This window comes from Microcystis viridis FACHB-1342, assembly GCF_014698335.1.
GTDB lineage: Bacteria > Cyanobacteriota > Cyanobacteriia > Cyanobacteriales > Microcystaceae > Microcystis > Microcystis ichthyoblabe_A.
Map to the genome: position 1 here is coordinate 48597 of NZ_JACJSV010000004.1, position 22832 is coordinate 71428.

Here is a 22832-nt window from a genome sequence, read left to right on the forward strand (position 1 = left end):
AAACAGTGAACTGAAAACTCACATCTGATAACTGATAACTGATAACTGATAACTGCCAGACAAGCCAGACAAAGTTAAGTTATATTAAGATTACTCAGAATGCGTCCCCGTCCCATTCAGAAATCTCATGACTCAACCGCAAGCACAACGCATCCTCTACGTTAGACTCCCCTGTAACCCCATTTTCCCCATCGGTGTGGTTTATCTTTCCGACCACGTTCATAAACTCTTCCCCGACATCGAACAAAGGATCTTTGACCTTGGCACCGTCCCCCCCTTAGACTTTAACCAGGCACTCGATCGCTGTGTTGACGAATTTCAGCCCACCCTGCTAGTATTCTCCTGGCGGGATATTCAAATATATGCCCCCGTCGGTGGTCGCGGTGGTAATCCCCTACAAAACGCCTTTGAATTTTACTACGCTAAAAACCCCCTAATCAAGCTGCGAGGTGCTTTAGGGGGTTTAAAGGTGACAACAGCCTACTACGGGGAATTATGGCGGAATCAGGGACTAATTCGCCGAGGGTTGCAGCGGGCCAGAAAATACCATCCCGAAGCGCGAGTTATCGTCGGGGGTGGTGCCGTCAGTGTTTTCTACGAACAACTAAAAACCAAACTGCCCACAGGAACAATTGTATCAGTGGGAGAAGGGGAAACCCTGCTAGAAAAATTCCTCTCCGGCCGGGACTTTAGCGATGAACGTTGTTATGTGGTCGGAGAAACCACACCCCGGCCGCGTTTAATCCACGAATCCCCCACCCCCTTAGAAAAATCCGCTTGTAACTACGATTACATCGCCAGTATTTGGCCGGAATTTTCCTACTATTTCCAAGAAAACGACTTTTATATCGGGGTGCAAACCAAGCGCGGCTGTCCCCATAACTGCTGCTACTGCATCTATACCGTCGTCGAAGGGAAACAAGTACGTATTAATCCCGCTGATGAAGTAGTTAAGGAAATGCGCCAATTATACGACCGCGGCATTCGCAATTTCTGGTTTACCGATGCCCAATTTATCCCCACCAGAAAATTTATCAACGATGTAGAAGAACTATTAGAAAAAATCCTCGCCGATGGGATGAAAGATATCCATTGGGCTGCCTATATTCGCGCCGATAATCTTACCCCAAAACTGTGCGATTTAATGGTAAAAACAGGCATGAACTACTTTGAAATCGGCATCACCAGTGGTTCTCAGGAATTAGTCCGAAAAATGCGTATGGGCTATAATTTGCGGACAGTTCTGCAAAATTGTCGAGACTTAAAAGCGGCAGGTTTTAATGATCTAGTTTCGGTAAATTATTCCTTTAATGTTATTGATGAAACCCTAGAAACTATTCGTCAAACTATCACCTATCATCGGGAATTAGAAAATATTTTTGGAGTCGATAAAGTGGAACCAGCCATCTTTTTTATCGGACTACAACCCCACACCCATCTAGAAGAATACGCCTTCAAAAAGGAAATTATTAAACCCGACTATGATCCCATGAGTTTAATGCCCTGGACAGCCAAAAAACTGCTCTGGAATCCCGAACCTTTGGGGTCATTCTTTGGCGAAGTTTGTCTGCAAGCATGGCGACAAAATCCCGATGATTTTGGACGGGAAGTGCTGAAAATTTTGGAAGCAAGACTAGGGAAGGCCGATTTAGAATCCGCTTTAACCGCACCGATAGAAACTAAGAAAAAAGTCTTAACTCCTGCTTAAAAATTAATTTTAGTCAATCCCAAGGCGGCAATTAGCGTTACCATGAGTCTGAAATCAGGAGATGATCAAAATCCCTTTACCGATAACTGCAAAATGACCGACCATCGCCTCCATGGGCTAGAATTAGCGGAATATATCGCCCTAGGATTAACCCTGCTTACCCTTATAGCCATGGGTGCGGGGTTTTTGCCTTTGTTCCTCCTAGTAGTGACTTTCGGGTTGAATATTCTCAATCGTCTCCGAGAAAGAACCCTGCAACGTCAACGCTTAACTGAAATAACCGGTCATTTACAGGAGCAGTGGGAAGAAGAAAAAGAAGCTTTATCGGCCCAAATACAGTCCCTCGATCCCGCAGCGGCCAGCGATAACGACCGTGCGGTCGCAGAATTAGAGGAGAATATTCTCGCCCTCGAACAGTCCTACAATCAAATTATTCAATACATCAACCGTAACGCGCTGCTGGAACGCATCGAACATCTGGAAAAATCCTACAGTCGCTTACAAAGAGAGATTTTGCCGCTTAAGGAAGAATCAGCAGATATTAACGCCATAAAAGCGGAAAATGAGCCACAAATCACCCTACCTGCCCTTAATTTAACTCCCACTTCCCCCCCTGTCCCCCATTGGCACTATTATCGCCGTCTGAGCGCCCATCGGGAAATGATTACAGCGATCGCAATTACCGAAAATCAAAGGTTTTTAATTAGCGTTAGTTGGGATCGTACCCTAAAAATCTGGGATTTTGCGAGAGGAACCCTGATTAATACGGTGGAAGCTCATGATCAGGGCATTTTAGCCCTAGCAGTGACCGGAAACGGCGATTATCATCTAGCGACGGGGGGATTCGATCAAACCGTTAAATTATGGACTTTAGCCAGGGATGGCAGTAATCTGGAATTAAATCAAATTTTCCTCGGTCATCTCGGTTCGATTCACGGCCTAGATTTTGCCCCCCGTTGGCATTTTTTGGTTAGTGGTAGTTACGATCAAACCCTAAAACAGTGGAATTTAGAGCAGGAAAACGAAGAATTTAGCTCCTATGACAGTCTGGGGGCAATTTATGCCCTAGCAGTGGCTCCTAATCAAGATTTTATCGCCGCAGCTGGAGGTGATGGCACTGTCACCCTCTGGCAATTGGGATCGGGAGCAAAAATCGCCGTCTTATCAGGTAACGTTTCTTCGGTGCAGAGTCTGGCGATCGCTGCCGATAGTCAGATTATTGCCGCCGGTTGTGTGGATGGGACGGTGAAAATCTGGCAATACGACCAGGAGAAAAGCGGTCATTTTGCGCCAATTCGGGTGATTAATGCCCATAATGGTCAGGTGACAAGCTTGGTATTTGCAGAGGAGGGTCAGTGGTTATTTACCGGGGGAACCGACGGAGAGATTAAAATCTGGTTAGCCAATTCTCAACAGGCGATCGCAACTCTCACCGCTGCCGATGGGCGATCATCGCCGATCTCCAGTTTAGTTCTCAGCCCCGATTATTGTCACCTAGCGGCGGCCGCGGCCGACGGCAGCATCACCATCTGGGAAAATATCACTTAATGGTCGATCGAACTAGAAAAATTGTATAATGTAATGTCCCGGACTCGATCGGGCCAGTTTGACCCCAAGAAAAAGTGACTGAGTTAACCGTCGTTTCTGCCTAATAGTTGTCATCGGGGCATCGAGAACGCGAGAGCGATCGCTTATCCCAGAATCATTACCCATAGTAAAAAATTCAGAATGAAGACTCCAACAGATCAAAGATTTGATTACGTCAAAATCGGTTTAGCGTCCCCCGAGAGAATTCGGCAATGGGGAGAAAGAACCCTACCTAACGGTCAAGTCGTCGGAGAAGTAACCAAACCAGAAACGATCAACTATCGGACTCTTAAACCGGAAATGGATGGGTTATTCTGCGAGAAAATTTTTGGTCCCTCCAAAGACTGGGAATGTTGGTGCGGTAAATACAAACGCGTCCGTCACCGGGGAATTGTCTGTGAACGTTGCGGGGTGGAAGTCACCGAGTCGCGGGTACGTCGTCATCGCATGGGTTTTATCAAATTAGCTGCCCCCGTCACCCACGTTTGGTATCTCAAAGGTATTCCCAGTTATCTCAGTATCCTGCTCGATATGCCCCTGCGGGACGTGGAGCAAATCGTCTATTTTAATGCCTATGTGGTTCTCGATCCGGGTAATGCCGGCAATCTTAGTTATAAACAACTCCTCAGCGAAGATCAATGGTTAGAGATCGAAGAAGAAATCTACGCGGAGGACTCGGAATTAGTCGGCATTGAAGTGGGTATCGGGGCCGAGGCTATCCAAAGACTCTTACAGGAAATTAACCTGGAAGAAGAAGCGGAAAGACTGCGGACGGAAATTGTCGAAAGTAAAGGGCAAAAACGGGCAAAATTAATTAAACGTCTCCGGGTAATCGATAACTTTATCGCCACGGGTTCTCAGGCAGAATGGATGGTTTTAAGCGTAATTCCCGTGATTCCTCCCGATTTACGCCCGATGGTGCAGTTGGACGGCGGCCGTTTTGCCACCTCTGACCTGAACGATCTCTACCGTCGGGTGATTAACCGCAATAACCGTTTATCCCGTCTGCAAGAAATTCTCGCCCCGGAAATTATCGTCCGCAACGAAAAACGGATGTTACAGGAGGCCGTCGATGCTTTAATTGATAACGGTCGTCGCGGTCGCACGGTGGTGGGAGCCAATAATCGCGCCCTGAAGTCTTTATCGGATATTATCGAGGGTAAACAGGGGCGTTTCCGTCAAAATCTCCTCGGTAAACGGGTTGACTATTCGGGACGTTCGGTTATCGTTGTCGGTCCGAAGTTGAAGATCTATCAATGCGGTTTACCCCGGGAAATGGCGATCGAATTGTTCCAACCCTTCGTTATCCATCGTTTAATTAAATTAGGCATCGTCAATAATATCAAGGCAGCCAAGAAAATGATCCAACGGGGGGATGCCAATGTTTGGCACGTCTTGGATGAAGTGATCACGGGACACCCGGTGATGTTAAACCGCGCTCCTACCCTGCACCGTTTGGGCATTCAAGCGTTTGAACCGATCCTAGTGGAGGGCCGGGCGATTCAGTTACATCCCCTCGTCTGTCCCGCTTTTAACGCTGACTTTGACGGGGACCAAATGGCTGTACATATTCCCCTCTCCCTGGAAGCACAATCGGAAGCGCGATTATTGATGTTAGCTTGTCATAATATTCTCTCACCAGCGACCGGTCGCCCGATTGTTGCCCCTTCTCAGGATATGGTTTTGGGTTGTTATTATCTCACGGCCGAAAATCCCAAGGCCCAAAAGGGTGGAGGTCGTTATTTCGCCAGCATGGATGACGCTATTCGCTCTTTCGATCAGGGATTGGTGGATCTACACGCTTCTGTGTGGTTGCGTTTACCGGTCGGAGAAAAGGTGAAAACCAATAAACCCGATGAGGAAGTCCTGGAAACGGAAACTCTCCCCGATGGCAGCATCTGGAAATATTATCGGGAGCGCAAAACCCGGGAGAAGGATGGTGAGATAATTTCTCAGTATGTGCGTACTACTGTAGGGCGAATTATCTACAATAAGACGATTCTAGAGGCTTTGGTGGTCTAGAGAGAGATTAGGTTAGGGTGGGCATTGCCCACCTTAATTTTTAGGCTAAAGCGGCAATACATTCTATTTCCACTAGCACATCTTTGGGAAGACGGGCCACTTCCACACAGGCCCGGGCCGGGGCAGTTTCCGGGGGGAAATAACGGGCATAAACTTGATTCATCGCCCCGAAATTGGCTAAATCCGAGAGAAAGACGGTAGTTTTCACCACATTTGACCAATTAGCCCCAGCAGCGGTTAAAATGCCCTCCAGATTGGCCATAACTTGTTCGGTTTGAGCGCTAATTTCCCCGGAGACGATTTCACCCGTGACGGGATCTAGGGGAATTTGTCCCGCAACAAAGAGAAAAGGACCAGGAGCGGCGATCGCTTGATTATAGGGACCCACAGGGGCCGGAGCTTTATCAGTACGGATGACCTGATTATTCATATGACGTTGCAATTCTGCATCTAACTCTTTTAACAAACCATATATTTTATCAAAATCACGTTTAGTTTTAGAAGGAGCGTCATAAGTTCTCAAAGTACCTTGAGTATGAGTATGAGCCGCTCGATTGCGACTATCTTTTAGATTACCAAGATAACCTTTTAAAGCACTAATTTTACCAGTTTTTTCTAACTTTTTTTCGATTTTTTCTAATGTTGCTAAACCAATAACCATCATCAACATTTTTCTAAAAGGTTCATATTCAAAACTATGAGTACCACTAATAGTCTTATCGATGAATTTTTTGTTAGCTTCGGACTTTAAGCATCGTTTAGCACATCTTAAAACTATATCATCCATAGTTTCCTCGATCCAGCCACATAATTCTATAAGAGCTAGTTTGGAATAAGAAGAAGTTTTTTGATTATCAGCTGTAGGGTCATTATAGAGTTGATCAAGCCAGTTTAACGTCTTGAGTAAATAATCTTTAGTAATCATTACCAGTAGATGAAAAAATTTTGATAGATGTATTAATTCTCTCTAAAGCCTTATCTTTTTGATAAATACCACTAGCTAAATTTTTAGTCAAAAATGGTTCAGATTTTATTAATCTAGAATACTTGTCTTGTAATTCACCATTGGAGAGATTGACTAAAGTATCTAAATTTTTGGCAACTCCTAACAGAACTCCCTCAGCAATAACTTTACTGGTTTTGAGAGGTTCCTCTTTGAAGATTCTATCATAAATCAAGTCAACAGTTTGCTTAAATAATTCATCTTTATCTTGAATAAAATCTTCATGAGCCAATCTATGTTTATACATATAATCATTTAAAAATCTGGTCAATTTCCCCTTGTAGTTCTGGTATCCATCATAAAAAGCAAAGAAACGAAGCACTAATTCTTCATCTTCAAACCGAGATGCTTTTTTCTGCTTTCGATCCATCAGCAAAAGCCAGTTTTCATATTGAGCGCATTCTTTTAAAAAAGTATTAAACTCGCCATTATAGATACAATTTCTGATCTCCTGATTATTGAGTTTTACTCCACCGGTATTTAAGCGATGGAAAATGTTAAAAATATAATTATTATGAGTTTTTTTGCTGGAGTCATAGCGAATCATGGTGATGGGAATAGTCATATTTTCTACGCGTTCATATAATTCTTCATGCTGAGTTTTTATTTCCTCAACTGTTTTTCCAGAAATAGACGAATCTACATCAGCTAATTTTGATAGCCTCCAATTTTCAGTAGTTAAAAATTTGACGATGGTACTAATTCGTTGTAATCCATCGATGATATAGCGTTTATCTGTCTTATAGTCAAGACTAATACACATACTAGGAATCGGTAACTGTTTCATTAAACTATCAATAAAACGAGTTTGTTGTGGATAAGTCCACACCACATCTCTTTGAAAATCTGGATCGATAACCAATTGTTTTTTTTGATACATTCTAACTAGATCAGAGCAGGATCGCTGCTCATTGTAAGCAATAATATCTACAGGAGGAAAATCCACATCATCTTCTTCCTCTAGATACTTTTCTTCTTCGGCTGCTAGTAATTTCTCTTCTTGACTGAGATAATTAACCATAATTTTTATACCTCCTAATATCTATAAAATTTTCACAGTTAAAAGGGTACTTTATTCGACAATAAAGCACCCTTTTAGTTTAGCTTAGAACTCTCCTTTTAAAGCGGCATTACAGCGCTCGCAAATAGTGGGATCATCGGCAAATTTTCCCACTTGAGTGGAATAATTCCAACAGCGATCGCATTTTTCGCCGTCTGCTTTGACAATTCCCACCGAAACAAAGTCCGATTCTCCTTTATATTCTGCGGTTTGAATCGCGCTAATATCACTGACTAATTCCACTTGGGAAGAGAGAAATAGATAACGCAATTCATCAACTTTATTCCCAGTTAAACTATCACAATTGTTGAATAATTCTAACTCCTGTTGTAAGGTTTCATCGGGAACATAAAGTAAAACTTTTGCCTCTAAAGAAGCACCGATCGCCTTATCATTTCTGGCAGTTTCCATCACCTTATTAACTTCGGTGCGTAGCTGCCGGAATTTGGCCCATTTATCGGCCAATTCGCGATTATTCCAAGCAGGATCGATGTTTAGCCATCCTGACTCAAATACCGATAAATAAGGAGTTTTGTAGGGGAGAAATTGCCAGATATCTTCCGCTAGATGAGACAGGACAGGAGCGATCGCTTTAGCGAGATTTTCTAAGGCAATAGCATAAACTGTTTGACAACTGCGACGACGGAAAGAATTAGGATCAGAAATGTATAAACGATCCTTAGCGATGTCGATATAAAAGTTAGATAAATCGACAACACAAAAATTCTGTACCGTCTGGAAAAAGCGGAAGAATTGGAAACTTTCAAAAGCTGCCGTTACTTCCGTAAACACTTCCGAGATACGATGTAACATATAGCGATCGATCTCCGGTAGATCTTCATAAGCTACCGCATCCTTAAGGGGATCAAAATCATTTAAACTCCCCAGTAAAAACCTGGCAGTGTTACGGATTTTATTACGGATATCTACCAACTGTTTAAGAATATTTTGACCGATATTCACATCATTGGTATAGTCCACCGAGGACACCCATAACCGAATCACATCCACCCCATAAGCGGGTTCTTTTTTCTGGTCTTTACCCCCATTAATGATCACATTGGGATCGATGACATTACCCAGAGATTTACTCATTTTTCGTCCCTGTTCATCCAAAACAAAACCGTGAGTTAACACCGTTTTATAGGGAGCAATACCATTAGCAGCGACACTGGTTAATAAACTCGATTGAAACCATCCCCGATGCTGATCCGATCCTTCTAGATACATATCCGCAGGATAACTTAATTCTGGTCGAGCATTAGCCACCGCATTCCAACTAGAACCAGAATCAAACCACACATCCATAGTATCCATTCCCTTGCGATAACTGCGACCATTATCGCGATAACTGGGAGGTAATAATTCCTCTACGGATAACTCCCACCAAGCATTAGAACCCTTGACTGCGAAGATAGCTTGAACGTGATTAATCGTCTCCTCCGTTAACAGAGGTTCATTCGTTTCTTCGTCATAAAAAACAGGAATAGGAACCCCCCAACTGCGCTGACGAGAGATACACCAATCGCTTCTTTCACTAACCATAGAAGTGATGCGATTCTTACCTGTTGCGGGAATCCAACGCACCGAATCAATTGCTTCTAAAGCTAATTCCCGGAATCCTTCCACGGAAGCAAACCATTGTTCCGTTGCGCGGAAAATTGTCGGTTTTTTGGTTCTCCAATCGTAGGGATATTTATGCTGATATGCTTCTTCTTTGAGTAAGGCACCCTTTTCTGTCAGTGCTAAAATTATCGCTTCATTAGCATCTTTTAGGACATTTAAACCCGCAAATTGTCCCGCTTCTGCGGTGAAATTTCCCTTATCATCCACGGGAGAAAGTATCGGTAAACCGTAACGTTGTCCGACGATATAATCCTCCTGACCATGGCCAGGTGCAGTATGAACTAATCCGGTGCCGGAATCAGTGGTTACATAATCCCCACCGATGAGAATCGCACTTTCTCTGTCAAACAAAGGATGACGATATTTAGTATGTTCTAATTCCAGACCTTTAACCGTTGCTTTAATCGTCAAAGTCCTGTTAAAAGTGTCGGCTAATTTTTCGACTAAATCCGTCGCTACAATTAGATAATTAGACTCGCTGGTTTCCACCACTGAATAGTTTAATTCTGGGTTTAATGCGACGGCCAAATTCCCGGGTAAAGTCCAGGGGGTAGTCGTCCAGATAGCCACGGATAAATTAGGCAAAAATGGCGTTAAAACTGGGGTTGAAACTGACGTAATCGGAAAAGCAACATAGACACTGCGGGAAGTGTGACCTTCGGGATATTCTAATTCTGCCTCAGCTAAAGCGGTTTGAGAACTAGGACTCCAGTGAACCGGTTTTAGTCCCCGATAAATATAACCTTTTAGGGCCATTTTTCCGAATACGGCAATTTGAGCGGCCTCGTATTCAGGTTGTAGGGTTAAATAGGGATTTTCCCAGTCTCCCCAGACTCCATACCTTTTGAAACCTTCACACTGTTCTTTTTGCGTTTGAAGGGCAAAATCGTGGGCTTTCTGACGTAATTTCAAAGGGGTTAGACCCTCTTTTTCCGAGCTTTTGAGACTTTGTAAAACCTTTAGTTCGATCGGCAACCCGTGACAATCCCAACCAGGCACATAGCGCACTTTGTAGCCTTGCAGCAGTTTATATTTATTGATAATGTCTTTGAGAATTTTATTTAAAGCATGACCGATATGCAGGGATCCGTTAGCGTAGGGTGGACCATCGTGGAGAATAAATAATTCTTTGGGGTTATTTTGCGCTAATTTCTCGTATATTTGCTCATCTTGCCAGAATTTCTGGATTTCTGGCTCACGTTTGCTGGCATTTGCTCGCATATCAAAGTCAGTTTGAGGCAAATTAACGGTATCTTTGTAACTTTTAGCGTTGGACATTCTGGCAAACCTATGGATATCAATCGTTTTCGGGATTCATTCCTAAATAACGTCTCTTTGAGAGTCGTTATCTCTATTCTGTCACATAACTGTAATACAAATATTACAAGTGACAATCAATGATTTATAAGTCTAGCGAGATTGAGTCCAAGAGCGATGATTCCCAAAGGCTATAATTTAGTTATTCGAGGATAGGGAGCATGGGGACGATGGTGACGAATCCTAATTTTTTTTATGTCTCTCCAGAAGTGTATCTAGAAGGGGAAAGAGTCAGTCCGATCAAGCACGAGTACCGAAAAGGACGGATTTATGCGATGGTAGGCGCAAAAAAGCCCCATATTGTCTTAAATACAAATCTAGCCACTTTATTGAATATCCATCTCGATGATAGTCCCTGTCTTGTTCTCACTTCCGATATCAAAGTCCGGTTAGAGGAGGCAAATTGTTATTATTATCCCGATATTACGGTGCTTTGTGACGAGAGAGAGATTAACAATACCGATGATTTTATTCTCTATCCCGTTCTGATTATTGAAGTATTATCGAAATCTACGGAATCCTTTGATAGGGGTGATAAATTTAGCGATTATCAAACCTGTCCCACCCTAAAAGAATACATTCTTATTCATCAAAACCAGATGAAAATTGAATGTCACCGTCGCGAGGATTCGGGAGTTTGGCAAGAACAGATCTATGAAGCGGGAGATGAGGTAGAATTTACCAGTGTAGGATTCCGGGGATCGATCGCTTCTATCTATCGGAAAGTCCCCGGTTTGATATAATTACAATTATTTTTTGACATCGCACTTTTAGGTCTCTAATTCTCTAAAGCTTCAAATTGACGTAAAGCAAGACTAGAACCTTGATTCCAGCCTAATTCAACATAATAGGGAAAAAGTTTCTTGATATTTATATCGGGAAAGAGACGACTATTTCCGCTTTCCTGACAACTATCTTCTATGAACAGATATATTTTTAATTCTTCCCGACGATAAACCCACAATTCGGGGATTTTTAGCAATTGATAAGCCTCTACATCAGTCAGAGAAGTAAAATCCACTTCTATAGCTAAATCGGGAGGAGGATCAACAGTTAAATCAATTCTCTCTTTGCCTAAAATTGCCTGTCTATTATCAATATAAAAACAGGTATCTGGTTCTACTCCCGCTTCTCCAGGAATTTTCAAGGTAATCGGATCAAAACATTGCCAGTCTTTACCTTGACGACGGAGGATAATTTTTACTAAATCCCTTAATGTATCAACACGATTGCCATGACTTGGTAGGGGAGACATAAGCCGAATTTCTTGAGTTTTGCGATTAAAATAGAGTTTGGGATAGGTTTTCTGGAGACGTAAACTCAGCAATCTTTGGTAATCTTCCCAAGTCTGATGCGGAAAAATCACTTGACTGCCAGGAGATAAAGATAAAGTATTTTCGTTGAGAGTAATTAGTAGCATTTTGGTAATTATCTTTAGTTTGTCAGATTCCCCCGCCTATCGGCACCCCCCTTAATAAGGGGAGCAGGGGGGATTAATTGGGTACATGGCTCACTTTTATACAAAAAGTGTTTTAACTAAAATTCTCTAAAGCTTCAAACTGACGTAAAGCAAGACTAGAACCTTGATTCCAGCCTAATTCTACATAATAGGGGAAAAGTTTCTTGATATTTATATCAGGAAAGAGACGACTATTTTCACTTTCTTGATAACCGTCTTCTCTGAACAGATATATTTTTAATTCTTCCCGACGATAAACCCACAATTCGGGTATTTTCAACAATTGATAAGCCTCTACATCAGTCAGAGAAGTAAAATCCACTTCTATAGCTAAATCGGGAGGAGGATCAACAGTTAAATCAATTCTCTCTTTGCCTAAAATTGCCTCTCTATTATCAATATAAAAACAAGTATCTGGTTCTACTCCTGCTTCTCCCGGAATTTTCAAGGTAATTGGATCAAAACATTCCCAGTCTTTGCCTTGACGACGAAGGATAATTTTTACTAAATCACTTAAAAGATTGATACGTTTGCCATGACTTGGTAAGGGAGACATAAGCCGAATTTCTTGCGTTTTGCGATTAAAATAGAGTTTGGGATAGGTTTTTTGGAGACGTAAACTCAGCAATCTTTCGTAATCTTCCCAAGTCTGATGGGGAAAAATAACTTGACTGCCCGGAGATAAAGATAAAGTATTTTCGTTGAGAGTAATTAGTAACATTTTGGTAATTATCCTTGATTTTTAGCTGTGGGATTTAACTAATTTCGCTCTGGCAACCAATGCCTATCAAGCATTTGTTCGAGAGAATAGGGACAATTTAGAGGAAAATTGTGAGGAGATATTTCAGTTTTTTGCCCAACAATAAAAACGGCATCTTGATAGATTATTTCTTGGTTATCTAGGAGATATTTTTCTAAATTTGTGCTTAAATATCCATTTAACTGAACTCTAAAAGTGGCTATTTCTCCTTGCCAATGCCGATGATTTAATTCAAATTCTTCTGACCAATATTGCCACAACAAAAGATGAATAATTATCTGTCTTAAAAAACTCTCAACTCGATTTTTATCCCGTTTGCTCAAAGCCTCCAACTTCTCGATTAAATGTTGAATATCCAACTCAGCTAGACGATTTTCCTTGAGAAGTTTAATTGTTTCAGTTAACCAGAGATGTTCATCTTGTTCGTAGAGAAATTGTAACTGATTTAGCCAAGTATCTTTTTTCATATTTTTTTGGCTGAGGAGACTTCTAAAACTGCTTTCGGGTAGGCAATGCGTTGATGGTGGAATTGTTGCCAAACTTGCACAAAAACCTCGGCAATAATTGGTAATTCCTCCTGACGAATACCACTATCTACTAATTGTTGATCGCGCCATCGGGCCTGAAAAATCTTTTTGATCATATCCATAGCTTGTTCTGGGGAGGCCTCCTTCAGCGATCGCAAAGCGGCCTCACTACTATCGGCTAACATAACGATCGCCGTTTCTCGCGATTGGGGAATCGGACCATCGTAGCGAAAGGCCGCCTCATCGACGAATTCTTGACCATTTTGGGCGGATTTTTGCAAAGCTTGCTGATAAAAATAGGAAATTAAGAGATTACCTTGGTGTTCGGGAATAAAATCGCGGACGACTCGCGGTAAACCGTGTCTGCGGGCCATGACTAACCCTTCACTAACGTGCTTTTTAATAATCTCGGCGCTGACGTAGGGATCATTAATTTCATCGTGTTTATTCGGGCCACCCATTTGATTTTCAATAAAACCGAGGGGATCGTGCATTTTCCCGATATCGTGATAGAGGGTTCCCGTGCGAATTAATTCCACATTACAGTGCAGTTTTCGGGCGGCCGCTTCAGCTAAACAGGCGACAAAAAGGGTATGTTGAAAAGTCCCCGGTGCTTCCGTGGCCAAACGTTTGAGCAAACTACAATTAGGATTGGACAACTCCACCAGACGAATGGGAGTGACCACATCGAAACAGCGTTCGAGATAGGGGGATAATCCTAGGGCGATTACCGTCCAAGCTATCCCCGATAGACCATAGACGAGGGCCGTGGGTAGTAGAGTATAGATGATCGTGCTGGCCGTGGCACTAACGATTAGGTAAGTGAGCAGATAAACACCCCCTTGACTGACTCCGATTCCCATCCCTAGCAGCGATAATTCATCCCTAGAACGCAATTTTCCCGCTATCATAGCCGCTAATAGTCCCCCTATCGTCCCCGCGATTAAATCGGCGCTGATACCTTGGATGCTGAATAGGGAAAGACCGGCAGTTAAGAGGACCTGGGTGACGGCCAGAGTCGGGCCGTAGAAACTGCTGACTAATAAACCTACCGCTGCCAGATTGGTAAAGGGAATATTGGCGATCGCTAGGATCGGTGTGGTAAAACTTAGTAAACCCAAGAGAATAAAATCCCGGTGACGCAGAGGCCGATGGAGACGCTGAGCAACGAGACAAAAAGTCCCGATCGCACTGGTGACAAGGATTGCCGTTGACCCTAAACCCATCCAGTTAATGCCCCGTTCGCTCAAACCAAAGCCATCGATGAGAACAAACTGAGCTTGAGTAATTTTTTCGCCTGCTTTAACGATAATTTGACCGGTTTGAGCGCTAGACATGACCATATCTACCGCTTCCACCGCTTTAGCGGCTTGTTCTTTGGTTGCCTCCCGATCTTCTATCAGGTTCGCTTCTCCCTCCAGGGCCGCTAGAAGGATATTTTCGGCTAAAAGCTGCTGGCGACGGGTTAGGCGATCGCTGCTAATCTGCACGGCGATGGTATCCTCTAGGTGACTGGTGGAAATCCCCGGGGGAATGCCTTGCACCAAAATCCGGCGACTCGCTTGCAGGATGGCTTTTTCTAGGTTTTGCCACTCTCGATCGCCCATTTGGGCCACTGTGATCAGATCGGCGTATTTGAGTTTATTTAAGCTGGAATGCTGATAATTTTGGCTGGTTTGCCCCTTTATTTGCCGTAATTGCCCCAATCGATCGATAAATTGCTCAAAGCTTCCCTTCGTCACGCGCTGACGATAGGCTTGGATTTCGTACATAGCATATTCCTGCTCTTTTGTCAAGAGGTTTGTAAAAGATTCTTCATAGTTGAGGCGGCTCTGTAGAGTTGACCATTGAGGGGCAGAAAAGGTGAGCAGCGTTTCCATTGTGGCGTTGGAAATAGTCCTGCCCATTAAAATGGAATTTTTTCGCAAAATTGGGCGAATTTGACTTAATTGCCCTAAGGTGTCCTGCAGCGATCGCTCGATCTGGTCGGTGGTTTGGGGGTCTCTTTTCAGCCGGGGAAGCAGTCCAGCCCGAATTTTTTGGCGTTTGAGGGCGGTGGTTTCTTGGTCTTGAAAACGGGCATCTTCGGGGGCGATAATCGTGACCGGGGAAATAGTCCCGACGGCCAATTTCGGCTGATTATAGAAACGATAACCGACCACGCTAGTCAGACAACCGACGGTAAACAGGAAGATTAAGGGTCGTCGCAGTTTACTCAGAGAGTAAGAGCGAGATTTTCGGGCAGAATCAGGAAAAACAGTGAAAGAATGCAGAAAATGATTCATAAATTCCAGCTAAATTCTATAAACTGCGCCACCATGCCCAGAGGAAAAATACCAGCAACTTGGTTTTGGGTTCCCTCTTCTATTTTAAGGACTCCCTGTACAAAAAAATTTTTTCTCGAAAGGTATCTAGATTAACTTGATGCGGGGGTTTTTCGCCTTCCGCTGCGTCCAAAACCCCGTAGGGGCGCATTGCGTGCGCCCAAATAACCCAAATTCCCCCAAAAAACCCAAATTCCCCCCAAAACCCGTAGGGGCGCATCGCGTGCGCCCAAATAACCCAAATTCCCCCAAAAACCCGTAGGGGCGCATCGCGTGCGCCCAAATAACCCCAAAAAACCCCAAAAAACCCAAATTCCCCCAAAAACCCGTAGGGGCGCATCGCGTGCGCCCAAATTCCCAAATTCCCCCAAAACCCCAAAAAACGGGCGGGCCGATTATTGCCGGTGGGACGATTATTATTGTCGGTGGGCTGATTATTGCCAATGGGCGAACGCAGTTCGCCCCTACAAAATCGACCGGCCGGTGGGACGATTATTATTGTCGGTGGGCCGATTATTGCCGGTGGGCGAACGCAGTTCGCCCCTACAAAATCGACCGGCCTTTGGGCGGGAAAAAAAGAGAAAAAGGGTTACAGGGTCCCCCCAGCACCGCACACCACCCGAAAACCGCTGTAGTAGCCGTTGACGCGGCGGAAGCTGCTGTAGCGGGAAGCGGAACGGCAGTAAAGTGGAATGTAGCACCAAGAACCGCCCCGCAACGGAGAACGATTATCAGCCCCATATATTATCCAGACACTGCCATCCGTCGGCGCACCGTCATAATTATCGTGCCAAGTATCGGCGCACCATTCCCAGACATTGCCGTGCATATCGTACAGTCCAAAAGCGTTTGGGAAAAACTGTCCCACGGGAGTCGTTTGTTGTCGATATTCTCCCTTCGCTTCCCCTGCGTAGGTATAGCCAGCATTGTAGTTAGCCAATTCCCCGGTAATGGTTTCCCCAAAGTAGAATGGGGTGGTGGTTCCAGCACGACAAGCGTACTCCCATTCCGCCTCACTCGGTAGCCAATACTCCCGTTTTGTTTCCCTTGATAGTCGTTTACAGAATTCTGTTGCTTGATACCAGTTGACTCTTTCTACGGGTAGCTCATCCCCTATGAAGCGAGAGGGATTTGTCTCTAGGTCGATGTCTATTTTAGCGGTTGCGGCAATCGCTCTCCACTGAGCTTGGGTAATCGGGGTTTGACTCATGTAGAAAGCGGGGACTTTGACCAGGTGTTGTGGTCTTTCCCTTCTAAATCCGTCCCAATCAAATTTTTTAACCAGTCTTTCGATTTCCTCATCTTCCGTTCCCATCCAGAATTCTCCTTGGGGAATATACATCATGCGGATATAGTTTTGAGCTTTTTTCCTGTTGCCAACTTCTGGAAGGTTTTCATCGTAAAAATAGGCTTTAACAGGTTTTCTCTCGATAACTTGGCCTGTTTTATTAACCAATACCGTTTCTGCGGTAAAAAGGAAAAGGTTTTCATTGTAGGGAACAATAGCGGCTACTTTGTCTATTAAACGTTTTTGTAGGGTTCCTTCGTCTTCTGGGGAAAGTTGAAGGACATTGCCAACGTGGTTTAAATCCCCTCTAGAATAGGCGGCAATCGGTTCATTAAGCAATAACAAGGGTTCATAATCGGCTAAAGCAGCGGATATATTTTCTAATAAAGCTGTCAATCTCACAAGACGCACTCGGTTATTATTTTTGATAGCTTCTGCTAGTACCTGTTTGATTTCGTTGACTGCTTGACTGGGTTTTAGGTAGGCAAGAGCTAACCATTGTTGATTTTGCCAATAAACCGATTTTGAGCAATAATCACCGATTTGTTCCTGAATATAGGTTTGTAACTGATGGGCCAGAGATTTGAGTTCCTCTGGGGTTAATTTTTCTAATAGTAGTTTACGAACATCGGGAGACATTTCATAGAGTTCTCGATCTATTTTGCGGACTAAACTGGACAGTAAAATATCAGCGATCGCATACCAGGGAGCTTGATTATCTTTATCTTGATGTTGACGCAGATAATAAAGTAAATTAGGGGATAAACTAAGGGGAAAAGCCGCTCGTTTCGCTAGTTCTCTGGTGTTTAGTTCGTTTTCTTCTTCAAATAATCTTAAACGGCTTTTTGCGCTAAAAAAATCTTCATCCTCATCCCAATTATCCCCTTGTTGAAACTGATTAGGATTAAATGAAAAATGACGGGGTGGGATAGCTTCTTCTTTTAGCCATATTATCAAGTTTTCCCAGTCCTCTGTGGTTAGTTCAAACATGGAAAAATTGGGTATATCTTCAGCTAAATCAGCAATATCCCAGGCAGTTGTCCCATACCATCGATGATAGGGTAAGGGGTTTAACCATGCGACTCGGCTAAATCTTCGGCTAAATCGTCGGATAAGGGTTTCTGTTGCGCTCAAGCGCTCTTCTACATAACGTTTTCTAGCGGCACCCGCATCACTAAGAATTAGACAACTGGTTACTTCAGGAGAATAGTTAGAGAGAACTTTGATTAAAGATTGACTTTCCCAACCGTTTTCTTGTCGTAAAACCTCGTCTCTAATCAGATTATCAAAGTAAAAATGGGGAACATTTGCCCAAGTTTGCTTCATTATCCTACCAAATCCTGCAAAGGGAATCATCGAGTCAGAACAATCAATAAAAGTTATAATTTCTCGGCGATAAAGTTGTTTCTTTTGGTAAATTATTTGATCAAAAAAACCTCGTTTAGCCGTTGCCATCACCGTAGCTTTTAGATCCCAAGTTTGTCGAGGACTTTCTAGGGGTAATGGACGCAGTTGCTGCCAACTTTCTTGTAACTTAGCGATGCCAATAGGATAATAATCAGGATTATCTAGGGATGTGATTTTTTTTCGCTTTTCAATAGCTGTGGCAATTTGTGGAAATGAAGTCTCCGGTGCTATTTTTGTATCCCCAGAAGGGGTAATTTCTAATGAGGGAGATTCCCTATCATCCATCGGGTTTATGATTTTGCTAATCGATTCTTCTGGATGACGAATAGGTGTTTTTTTGGCTATTTCTATATTTATTTCTGGTTGTAACTGTAGCATCTCTGTCCAGGCCTGATCAAACTTTTCTTTTTCTTTCGGGGATTTAACCCATAAAGCTTGACAAAGAAGTTTAATTTTAGGATTCTCTAAGTTGGGATTTTCTTGAATAGCAATATCAGAATCATTGGCGAGTTTTTGAATTAGGTAATTTTCCACCCGATAATATTGTTCAATAGACAGCAGAAATCCTTGTTCGTCTCTGAGTTGATAAAATAGGTCAAGTAGGGGGGATGTCATTGGCTTTTTTAACCTCTTGTTCCATAATCTTGTAAATCGGTACGGCTTTTTAGTAAAACACTAGCGTGGGGTAATTTGTCCTCGTTTAATTTGGCGATAATTTCTTCAGGTTTGTACTTGAGCAACGATTTAAACCAGGCTATTAATTCACTGGTGCTAACTTTTTTTTCTCCTTCAGATTTAGTCTCGTCTTGTGATGTTCTCACTTCCAGAAAACGGTCCACTGCTTTGATGATAACCTCTTGTTCAGCGTCGGTAAACCGTTCGGTTAATATTTTTCTTAATCTTTCTTGGTTGGGTAGCTCAATATAGTGATAAATGCAACGTCTCAGAAAAGCATTGGGTAAGTTTTTTTCTTGATTACTGGTAATAATAATCAGAGGAAAAGCTTGATCATTTGCTTGAATTGTTTCTCCTGTTTCTTTAATGAAAAAACGACGAGATTCAATGGCTAAAAGTAAATCATTAGGAAAATCTCGATCTGCTTTATCTATTTCATCAATTAATACTACCGATTGTTCTTGTTTATCTTGACTTTGTTCAAATGCTTTACCCAAGGGTTGTAAATCAACCCAATCCTTTGAAGTAGCTGGATTTTTTTGCTCAGAAGAAGATTCTTCTATTTCTTTTTGGCTTAAAATTCCGCTAATTTGAGCAGCTTGTAAACGGCCAATATAATCATATTGATAGAGACTATCTTCCGCTTTACTTGTAGATTGAACTATCCACTCATAATATTTTATAGGATTACTTTCCTGACGATAATTAAATTCATAAACTAAGGCATGAGCTAGACGACTTTTGCCACATCCCGGTTCACCTTCTAGTAACAAAGGCATTCCCAATTCAATAGCCAAGTTAACAACTTCTATTAACTCATCACCTGCGTCATAGGGATAAATTTTCTGTTGAATCGGTTCATAATAAAGATCCGATTTGGGTTGAATTTTTCCCGTGTAGGTTAAGGATAGTTTAGCCATCTATTTTCCCTCGATAATTGTCCTTGAAATTGTTGATAAAAAGCTTTCAGTGTGTCTTCTATCTTGCCTTGATCGCTATTTTGCCATAATTGCTGCAAGGTAGATTTAAATAAGTCTGTGGTTTCATCCTGTAAGTCACAACCTAACTGAAGTTGTTGAGCAAAAGTAGGAATAATTTCCTGAAAAGACCGTTGTTCAAAGCAAGAGTCAATCTGTAAGCGGTGAATAGAACTTAATTCTGATAATTTGTCCTTATCTCTCCAATCATTACTTTTTCCATAATCTAACCAAATCATTAATAAAAAGCCTTTAATGGGACTATTTTGTATTTTACGAGCGTTGGTAATTAAGTTTTGCCAAAATGAATCAATGTCTTTTAAACGGGAAAAGTCTGCACAATCAATTCCTTCAAAAATCAAACAAAAATTATTAGTCTTTAAATTTTTAATTCCTCCAGAATTATTTAAAAAATGTTCATGAAGACTATAGCTATCCCATTCTTCCTGACCATCTCCTTGAAATTTAAAAACAATATGTTTAACGGGCAAATTATTAGTGATAAAGAGTTGTTTGTGTAAACGATGTAAACACCAAAAACGATATGTATGAGGACAAGGGGGAATATAAATACTGCCTTCTCGTAAAGGTTTAGCAGCTATTGAACTGGTAAATTTTACTAGATTAGTGTAATTAAATTCTGTTAAAATATCATAAATCTTCCCATTATTTGTTCGTTGATCTTTTGGGTTTTGATGATGAAGTTGACAACATTGTAAGCTTTCAAAATCTAGGCCTAATACTTCGCAATAAGCTTGAACAATATAAGACTGTTTAGAGGTTCGCCCTTTTTTTCCTAGTCCATATTTTTTTTCAGTACAAAACCGCAAACTATCTCCAGATATGCCAATTACCTTTAAAATAGACGAATCTAATAAACCATTAATATCTTCTAAGGTTAAATGAATTGAATTATCATTAATATCTTCAATTCTGTACTCGCTTTTCTTCTCATTTTCAAATCTTTTAAAATCCGATTCATTTTGTAAGTACAATTTCTTACCCTTTGGTTTTAAAACCTCTTTAGTTGCTCTAGATTTTGGCTGAGATTCTGTCATCCAAGCTTTCAAGACATTTAATGGAATGGTATAACTGGAAGTTTCTGTTTGACTACGGTATTCTTCGAGAAATGCCTCAAGTAACCATCGACTTGCTTCTATTAATATTTGCTCTGTTTTCTCCGAAGCACAAGAATAGGTTCCCTTATAAGCATCTTTAGCCTTACGAAGGGTTTCCACATCATCATCCCATAATCTGATTTCGCCAGACCTTAACATAAATCTCGTCAAACGTCAACCTAAGATCTGATCCACTTTTTGATCCCCTTTTGCCAGCATTTGCTGAAAGCATTTTAATCAACTTGTCCTCAAAAAACAAGCTATAGGGGGACAGGAGTAAATATGAAAAAGGAAAATTTCTGGCAAAAACATAAAGCGGACATTGACGTGATTTGCCGCATCATCACCACTTTAGCTGCTTTGGCTAGTTTGGGTGTTCAGGTGGGAGAGTTAAAGATTCCCCAAAGCGAGATTCTTCCCCCTATGACTGAGGTTCAATTGGAAGCGGGGAAAAAGACTCACACCCACTAAGGAAGATAAATACTAGGGATTTAAGCACATTACCTGAAATAAAGGCCGATGTGCTTTTTTTATAAGACTAGGCCAAAACGAGGGTGAGTTAATAAGATAACCCACCCTGAAAGAGATTTAGCGATCGACTGACCCCATAATAATATCAATACTGCCTAAAATCGCCATAATATCGGCAACTTTTACCCCTTTGAGGATATGGGGCAGAATTTGAAGATTATTAAAATCGGCGGCCCGAATTTTCCAACGCCAAGGGAAAACATCATCATTACCGACGATAAAGATACCTAATTCCCCTTTACCGCTTTCCAAGCGCACATAATGTTCACCTTTAGGAATCTTAAAAGTGGGGGCGACTTTTTTGGCGATATACTGATAGTCAAAATCATTCCAAGCTGATTTTTTCCCTTCTGCCATCCGTTTTGCTTCCAGATTTTCGTAGGGACCACCGGGTAAACCTTTCAGTGCTTGCCGGATAATTTTCACCGATTCGCGCATTTCCCGAATCCGCACCAGATAACGAGCAAAACAATCGCCGGCAGTTTCCCAATGCACTTCCCAGTCAAAATCGTCGTAACACTCGTAATGGTCAACTTTTCTTAAATCCCATTTCACCCCAGAAGCGCGTAACATCGGACCGGATAAACCCCAGTTAATCGCTTCGTCTCTGGTAATGCAGCCTATCCCTTCAATACGACGGCGGAAAATCGGGTTATTAGTGATTAATTTCTCGTATTCGTCCACTTTGGGGTCAAAATAGTCACAGAAATCCACGCACTTATCCACCCATCCGTAGGGTAAATCTACCGCCACGCCACCAATACGGAAATAATTATTATTAATTAACCGCATTCCCGTGGCAGCTTCCCAGAGGTCATAAATCATCTCCCGTTCCCGGAAAATGTAGAAAAAGGGAGTTTGTGCGCCTACATCCGCCATAAAGGGGCCTAACCAGAGTAAATGGTTAGCGATGCGGTTGAGTTCCAACATAATCACCCGGATATATTGCGCTCGTTTGGGAACGGCGATATCGGCTAATTTTTCGGGAGCATTGACCGTAATCGCCTCATTAAACATCCCTGCGGCGTAATCCCAACGACTAACGTAGGGAACGTACATGACATTGGTGCGATTTTCGGCAATTTTTTCCATGCCCCGATGAAGATAACCGATCACGGGTTCACAGTCAATCACGTCTTCCCCGTCAAGGGTGACGATTAAGCGCAAAACTCCGTGCATCGAAGGGTGATGGGGTCCCATGTTTAAAACCATGGGTTCTGTTCTCGTTTCAATTTTTGCCATAGGGCTACCGATGATCCCGAAAATCTTTTTAAAGTTATTATAAGTAAACGCCTTGACAATACACAAGGACTATCGGGTATCAGTAATCAGTAATCAGTGATCAGTAATCAGTAGTCAGTAGTCAGGAGATTATTTTTATTTATTCTCCCCACTTCCCCACTTCCCCACACCCCACACCCCACACCCCCACACCCCACACCC

The 22832-nt window shown here is 42.3% G+C and carries 17 protein-coding genes; 5 read left to right on the top strand and 12 right to left on the bottom strand.

The features are described from left to right. Positions 1-127 precede the first annotated feature (127 nt). The 3 genes from H6G40_RS02580 (at position 128) to H6G40_RS02590 (ending at position 5317) form a co-directional block, all read left to right on the top strand. On the top strand, positions 128-1708 hold the full coding sequence (locus H6G40_RS02580; RefSeq protein WP_190537227.1) for a photosystem II high light acclimation radical SAM protein: 1581 nt from the start codon (positions 128-130) through the stop codon (positions 1706-1708). Between the two features lie 42 nt (positions 1709-1750). Further along, positions 1751-3256, top strand: a complete 1506-nt coding sequence (locus tag H6G40_RS02585; RefSeq protein ID WP_190537228.1) for a WD40 repeat domain-containing protein — start codon at positions 1751-1753, stop codon at positions 3254-3256. A 180-nt stretch (positions 3257-3436) separates the two neighbouring features. Next, the gene (locus H6G40_RS02590; RefSeq protein WP_002737004.1) at positions 3437-5317 is read left to right on the top strand and encodes a DNA-directed RNA polymerase subunit gamma; all 1881 of its coding nucleotides are present in this window, start codon (positions 3437-3439) and stop codon (positions 5315-5317) included. Between the two features lie 40 nt (positions 5318-5357). Here the strand turns inward: H6G40_RS02590 and H6G40_RS23835 are convergent, their stop codons facing one another. The 3 genes from H6G40_RS23835 to ileS form a co-directional block, all read right to left on the bottom strand. Continuing rightward, complete coding sequence (locus H6G40_RS23835; protein ID WP_002754393.1) at positions 5358-5747, bottom strand: RidA family protein; 390 nt, start codon at positions 5745-5747, stop codon at positions 5358-5360. 484 nt (positions 5748-6231) lie between these two features. Continuing rightward, positions 6232-7341 (bottom strand): DUF262 domain-containing protein, encoded by a 1110-nt coding sequence (locus tag H6G40_RS02600; RefSeq protein ID WP_069474656.1) that lies wholly within the window; start codon positions 7339-7341, stop codon positions 6232-6234. Positions 7342-7425: 84 nt separating this feature from the next. Beyond that, complete coding sequence (gene ileS / locus H6G40_RS02605) at positions 7426-10284, bottom strand: isoleucine--tRNA ligase (RefSeq protein ID WP_002736955.1); 2859 nt, start codon at positions 10282-10284, stop codon at positions 7426-7428. Positions 10285-10493: 209 nt separating this feature from the next. Between ileS and H6G40_RS02610 the strand changes: the two genes are divergently transcribed. Beyond that, positions 10494-11066, top strand: a complete 573-nt coding sequence (locus tag H6G40_RS02610) for a Uma2 family endonuclease (protein WP_043997325.1) — start codon at positions 10494-10496, stop codon at positions 11064-11066. Positions 11067-11101: 35 nt separating this feature from the next. Here the strand turns inward: H6G40_RS02610 and H6G40_RS02615 are convergent, their stop codons facing one another. From H6G40_RS02615 to H6G40_RS02650, 8 genes are all read right to left on the bottom strand, one after another. Continuing rightward, positions 11102-11743: a Uma2 family endonuclease gene (locus H6G40_RS02615; RefSeq protein ID WP_069474655.1), complete on the bottom strand. Its 642-nt coding sequence runs from the start codon at positions 11741-11743 to the stop codon at positions 11102-11104. A 112-nt stretch (positions 11744-11855) separates the two neighbouring features. After that, the gene (locus H6G40_RS02620) at positions 11856-12503 is read right to left on the bottom strand and encodes a Uma2 family endonuclease (protein ID WP_069474654.1); all 648 of its coding nucleotides are present in this window, start codon (positions 12501-12503) and stop codon (positions 11856-11858) included. 38 nt (positions 12504-12541) lie between these two features. Beyond that, positions 12542-13009, bottom strand: coding sequence for a DUF29 domain-containing protein (locus H6G40_RS02625; RefSeq protein WP_069474653.1), 468 nt, complete (start codon positions 13007-13009; stop codon positions 12542-12544). Continuing rightward, positions 13006-15354, bottom strand: a complete 2349-nt coding sequence (locus H6G40_RS02630) for an HD family phosphohydrolase (protein ID WP_069474652.1) — start codon at positions 15352-15354, stop codon at positions 13006-13008. Before H6G40_RS02630 ends, H6G40_RS02625 begins: the two co-directional genes overlap by 4 nt. 79 nt (positions 15355-15433) lie before the next feature. After that, entirely contained in the window at positions 15434-15754 is a 321-nt protein-coding gene (locus tag H6G40_RS02635) for a hypothetical protein (protein WP_190537230.1), read from the bottom strand. Positions 15755-15982: 228 nt separating this feature from the next. Next, on the bottom strand, positions 15983-18703 hold the full coding sequence (locus tag H6G40_RS02640) for a formylglycine-generating enzyme family protein (protein WP_190537239.1): 2721 nt from the start codon (positions 18701-18703) through the stop codon (positions 15983-15985). An 8-nt stretch (positions 18704-18711) separates the two neighbouring features. Continuing rightward, positions 18712-19683 (bottom strand): AAA family ATPase, encoded by a 972-nt coding sequence (locus H6G40_RS02645; RefSeq protein WP_190537241.1) that lies wholly within the window; start codon positions 19681-19683, stop codon positions 18712-18714. Then, the gene (locus H6G40_RS02650) at positions 19665-21017 is read right to left on the bottom strand and encodes a hypothetical protein (protein ID WP_190537243.1); all 1353 of its coding nucleotides are present in this window, start codon (positions 21015-21017) and stop codon (positions 19665-19667) included. The genes H6G40_RS02645 and H6G40_RS02650 overlap by 19 nt, the downstream gene beginning before the upstream one ends. A 123-nt stretch (positions 21018-21140) precedes the next feature. Here H6G40_RS02650 and H6G40_RS02655 point away from each other — a divergent pair, with 123 nt between their 5' ends. After that, positions 21141-21329: a hypothetical protein gene (locus H6G40_RS02655; protein ID WP_002736979.1), complete on the top strand. Its 189-nt coding sequence runs from the start codon at positions 21141-21143 to the stop codon at positions 21327-21329. Positions 21330-21446: 117 nt separating this feature from the next. On the opposite strand, the gene H6G40_RS02660 is transcribed toward H6G40_RS02655, so the two are convergent. After that, positions 21447-22631: an NAD(P)H-quinone oxidoreductase subunit H gene (locus H6G40_RS02660; RefSeq protein ID WP_002760089.1), complete on the bottom strand. Its 1185-nt coding sequence runs from the start codon at positions 22629-22631 to the stop codon at positions 21447-21449. Between the last annotated feature and the right edge of the window lie 201 nt (positions 22632-22832).

What these genes read in the sequence shown, in the direction of transcription:
- H6G40_RS02610 (WP_043997325.1), top strand. Translation starts at nt 10,494, where the DNA reads ATGGTGACGAATCCTAATTTTTTTTATGTCTCTCCAGAAGTGTATCTA.
- H6G40_RS02590 (WP_002737004.1), top strand. Translation starts at nt 3,437, where the DNA reads ATGAAGACTCCAACAGATCAAAGATTTGATTACGTCAAAATCGGTTTA.
- ileS (WP_002736955.1), bottom strand. Translation starts at nt 10,284, where the DNA reads ATGTCCAACGCTAAAAGTTACAAAGATACCGTTAATTTGCCTCAAACT.
- H6G40_RS02620 (WP_069474654.1), bottom strand. Translation starts at nt 12,503, where the DNA reads ATGTTACTAATTACTCTCAACGAAAATACTTTATCTTTATCTCCGGGC.
- H6G40_RS02645 (WP_190537241.1), bottom strand. Translation starts at nt 19,683, where the DNA reads ATGGCTAAACTATCCTTAACCTACACGGGAAAAATTCAACCCAAATCG.
- H6G40_RS02660 (WP_002760089.1), bottom strand. Translation starts at nt 22,631, where the DNA reads ATGGCAAAAATTGAAACGAGAACAGAACCCATGGTTTTAAACATGGGA.
- H6G40_RS02655 (WP_002736979.1), top strand. Translation starts at nt 21,141, where the DNA reads ATGAAAAAGGAAAATTTCTGGCAAAAACATAAAGCGGACATTGACGTG.
- H6G40_RS02600 (WP_069474656.1), bottom strand. Translation starts at nt 7,341, where the DNA reads ATGGTTAATTATCTCAGTCAAGAAGAGAAATTACTAGCAGCCGAAGAA.
- H6G40_RS02640 (WP_190537239.1), bottom strand. Translation starts at nt 18,703, where the DNA reads ATGACATCCCCCCTACTTGACCTATTTTATCAACTCAGAGACGAACAA.
- H6G40_RS02625 (WP_069474653.1), bottom strand. Translation starts at nt 13,009, where the DNA reads ATGAAAAAAGATACTTGGCTAAATCAGTTACAATTTCTCTACGAACAA.
- H6G40_RS02630 (WP_069474652.1), bottom strand. Translation starts at nt 15,354, where the DNA reads ATGAATCATTTTCTGCATTCTTTCACTGTTTTTCCTGATTCTGCCCGA.
- H6G40_RS23835 (WP_002754393.1), bottom strand. Translation starts at nt 5,747, where the DNA reads ATGAATAATCAGGTCATCCGTACTGATAAAGCTCCGGCCCCTGTGGGT.
- H6G40_RS02615 (WP_069474655.1), bottom strand. Translation starts at nt 11,743, where the DNA reads ATGCTACTAATTACTCTCAACGAAAATACTTTATCTTTATCTCCTGGC.
- H6G40_RS02580 (WP_190537227.1), top strand. Translation starts at nt 128, where the DNA reads ATGACTCAACCGCAAGCACAACGCATCCTCTACGTTAGACTCCCCTGT.
- H6G40_RS02650 (WP_190537243.1), bottom strand. Translation starts at nt 21,017, where the DNA reads ATGTTAAGGTCTGGCGAAATCAGATTATGGGATGATGATGTGGAAACC.
- H6G40_RS02585 (WP_190537228.1), top strand. Translation starts at nt 1,751, where the DNA reads ATGAGTCTGAAATCAGGAGATGATCAAAATCCCTTTACCGATAACTGC.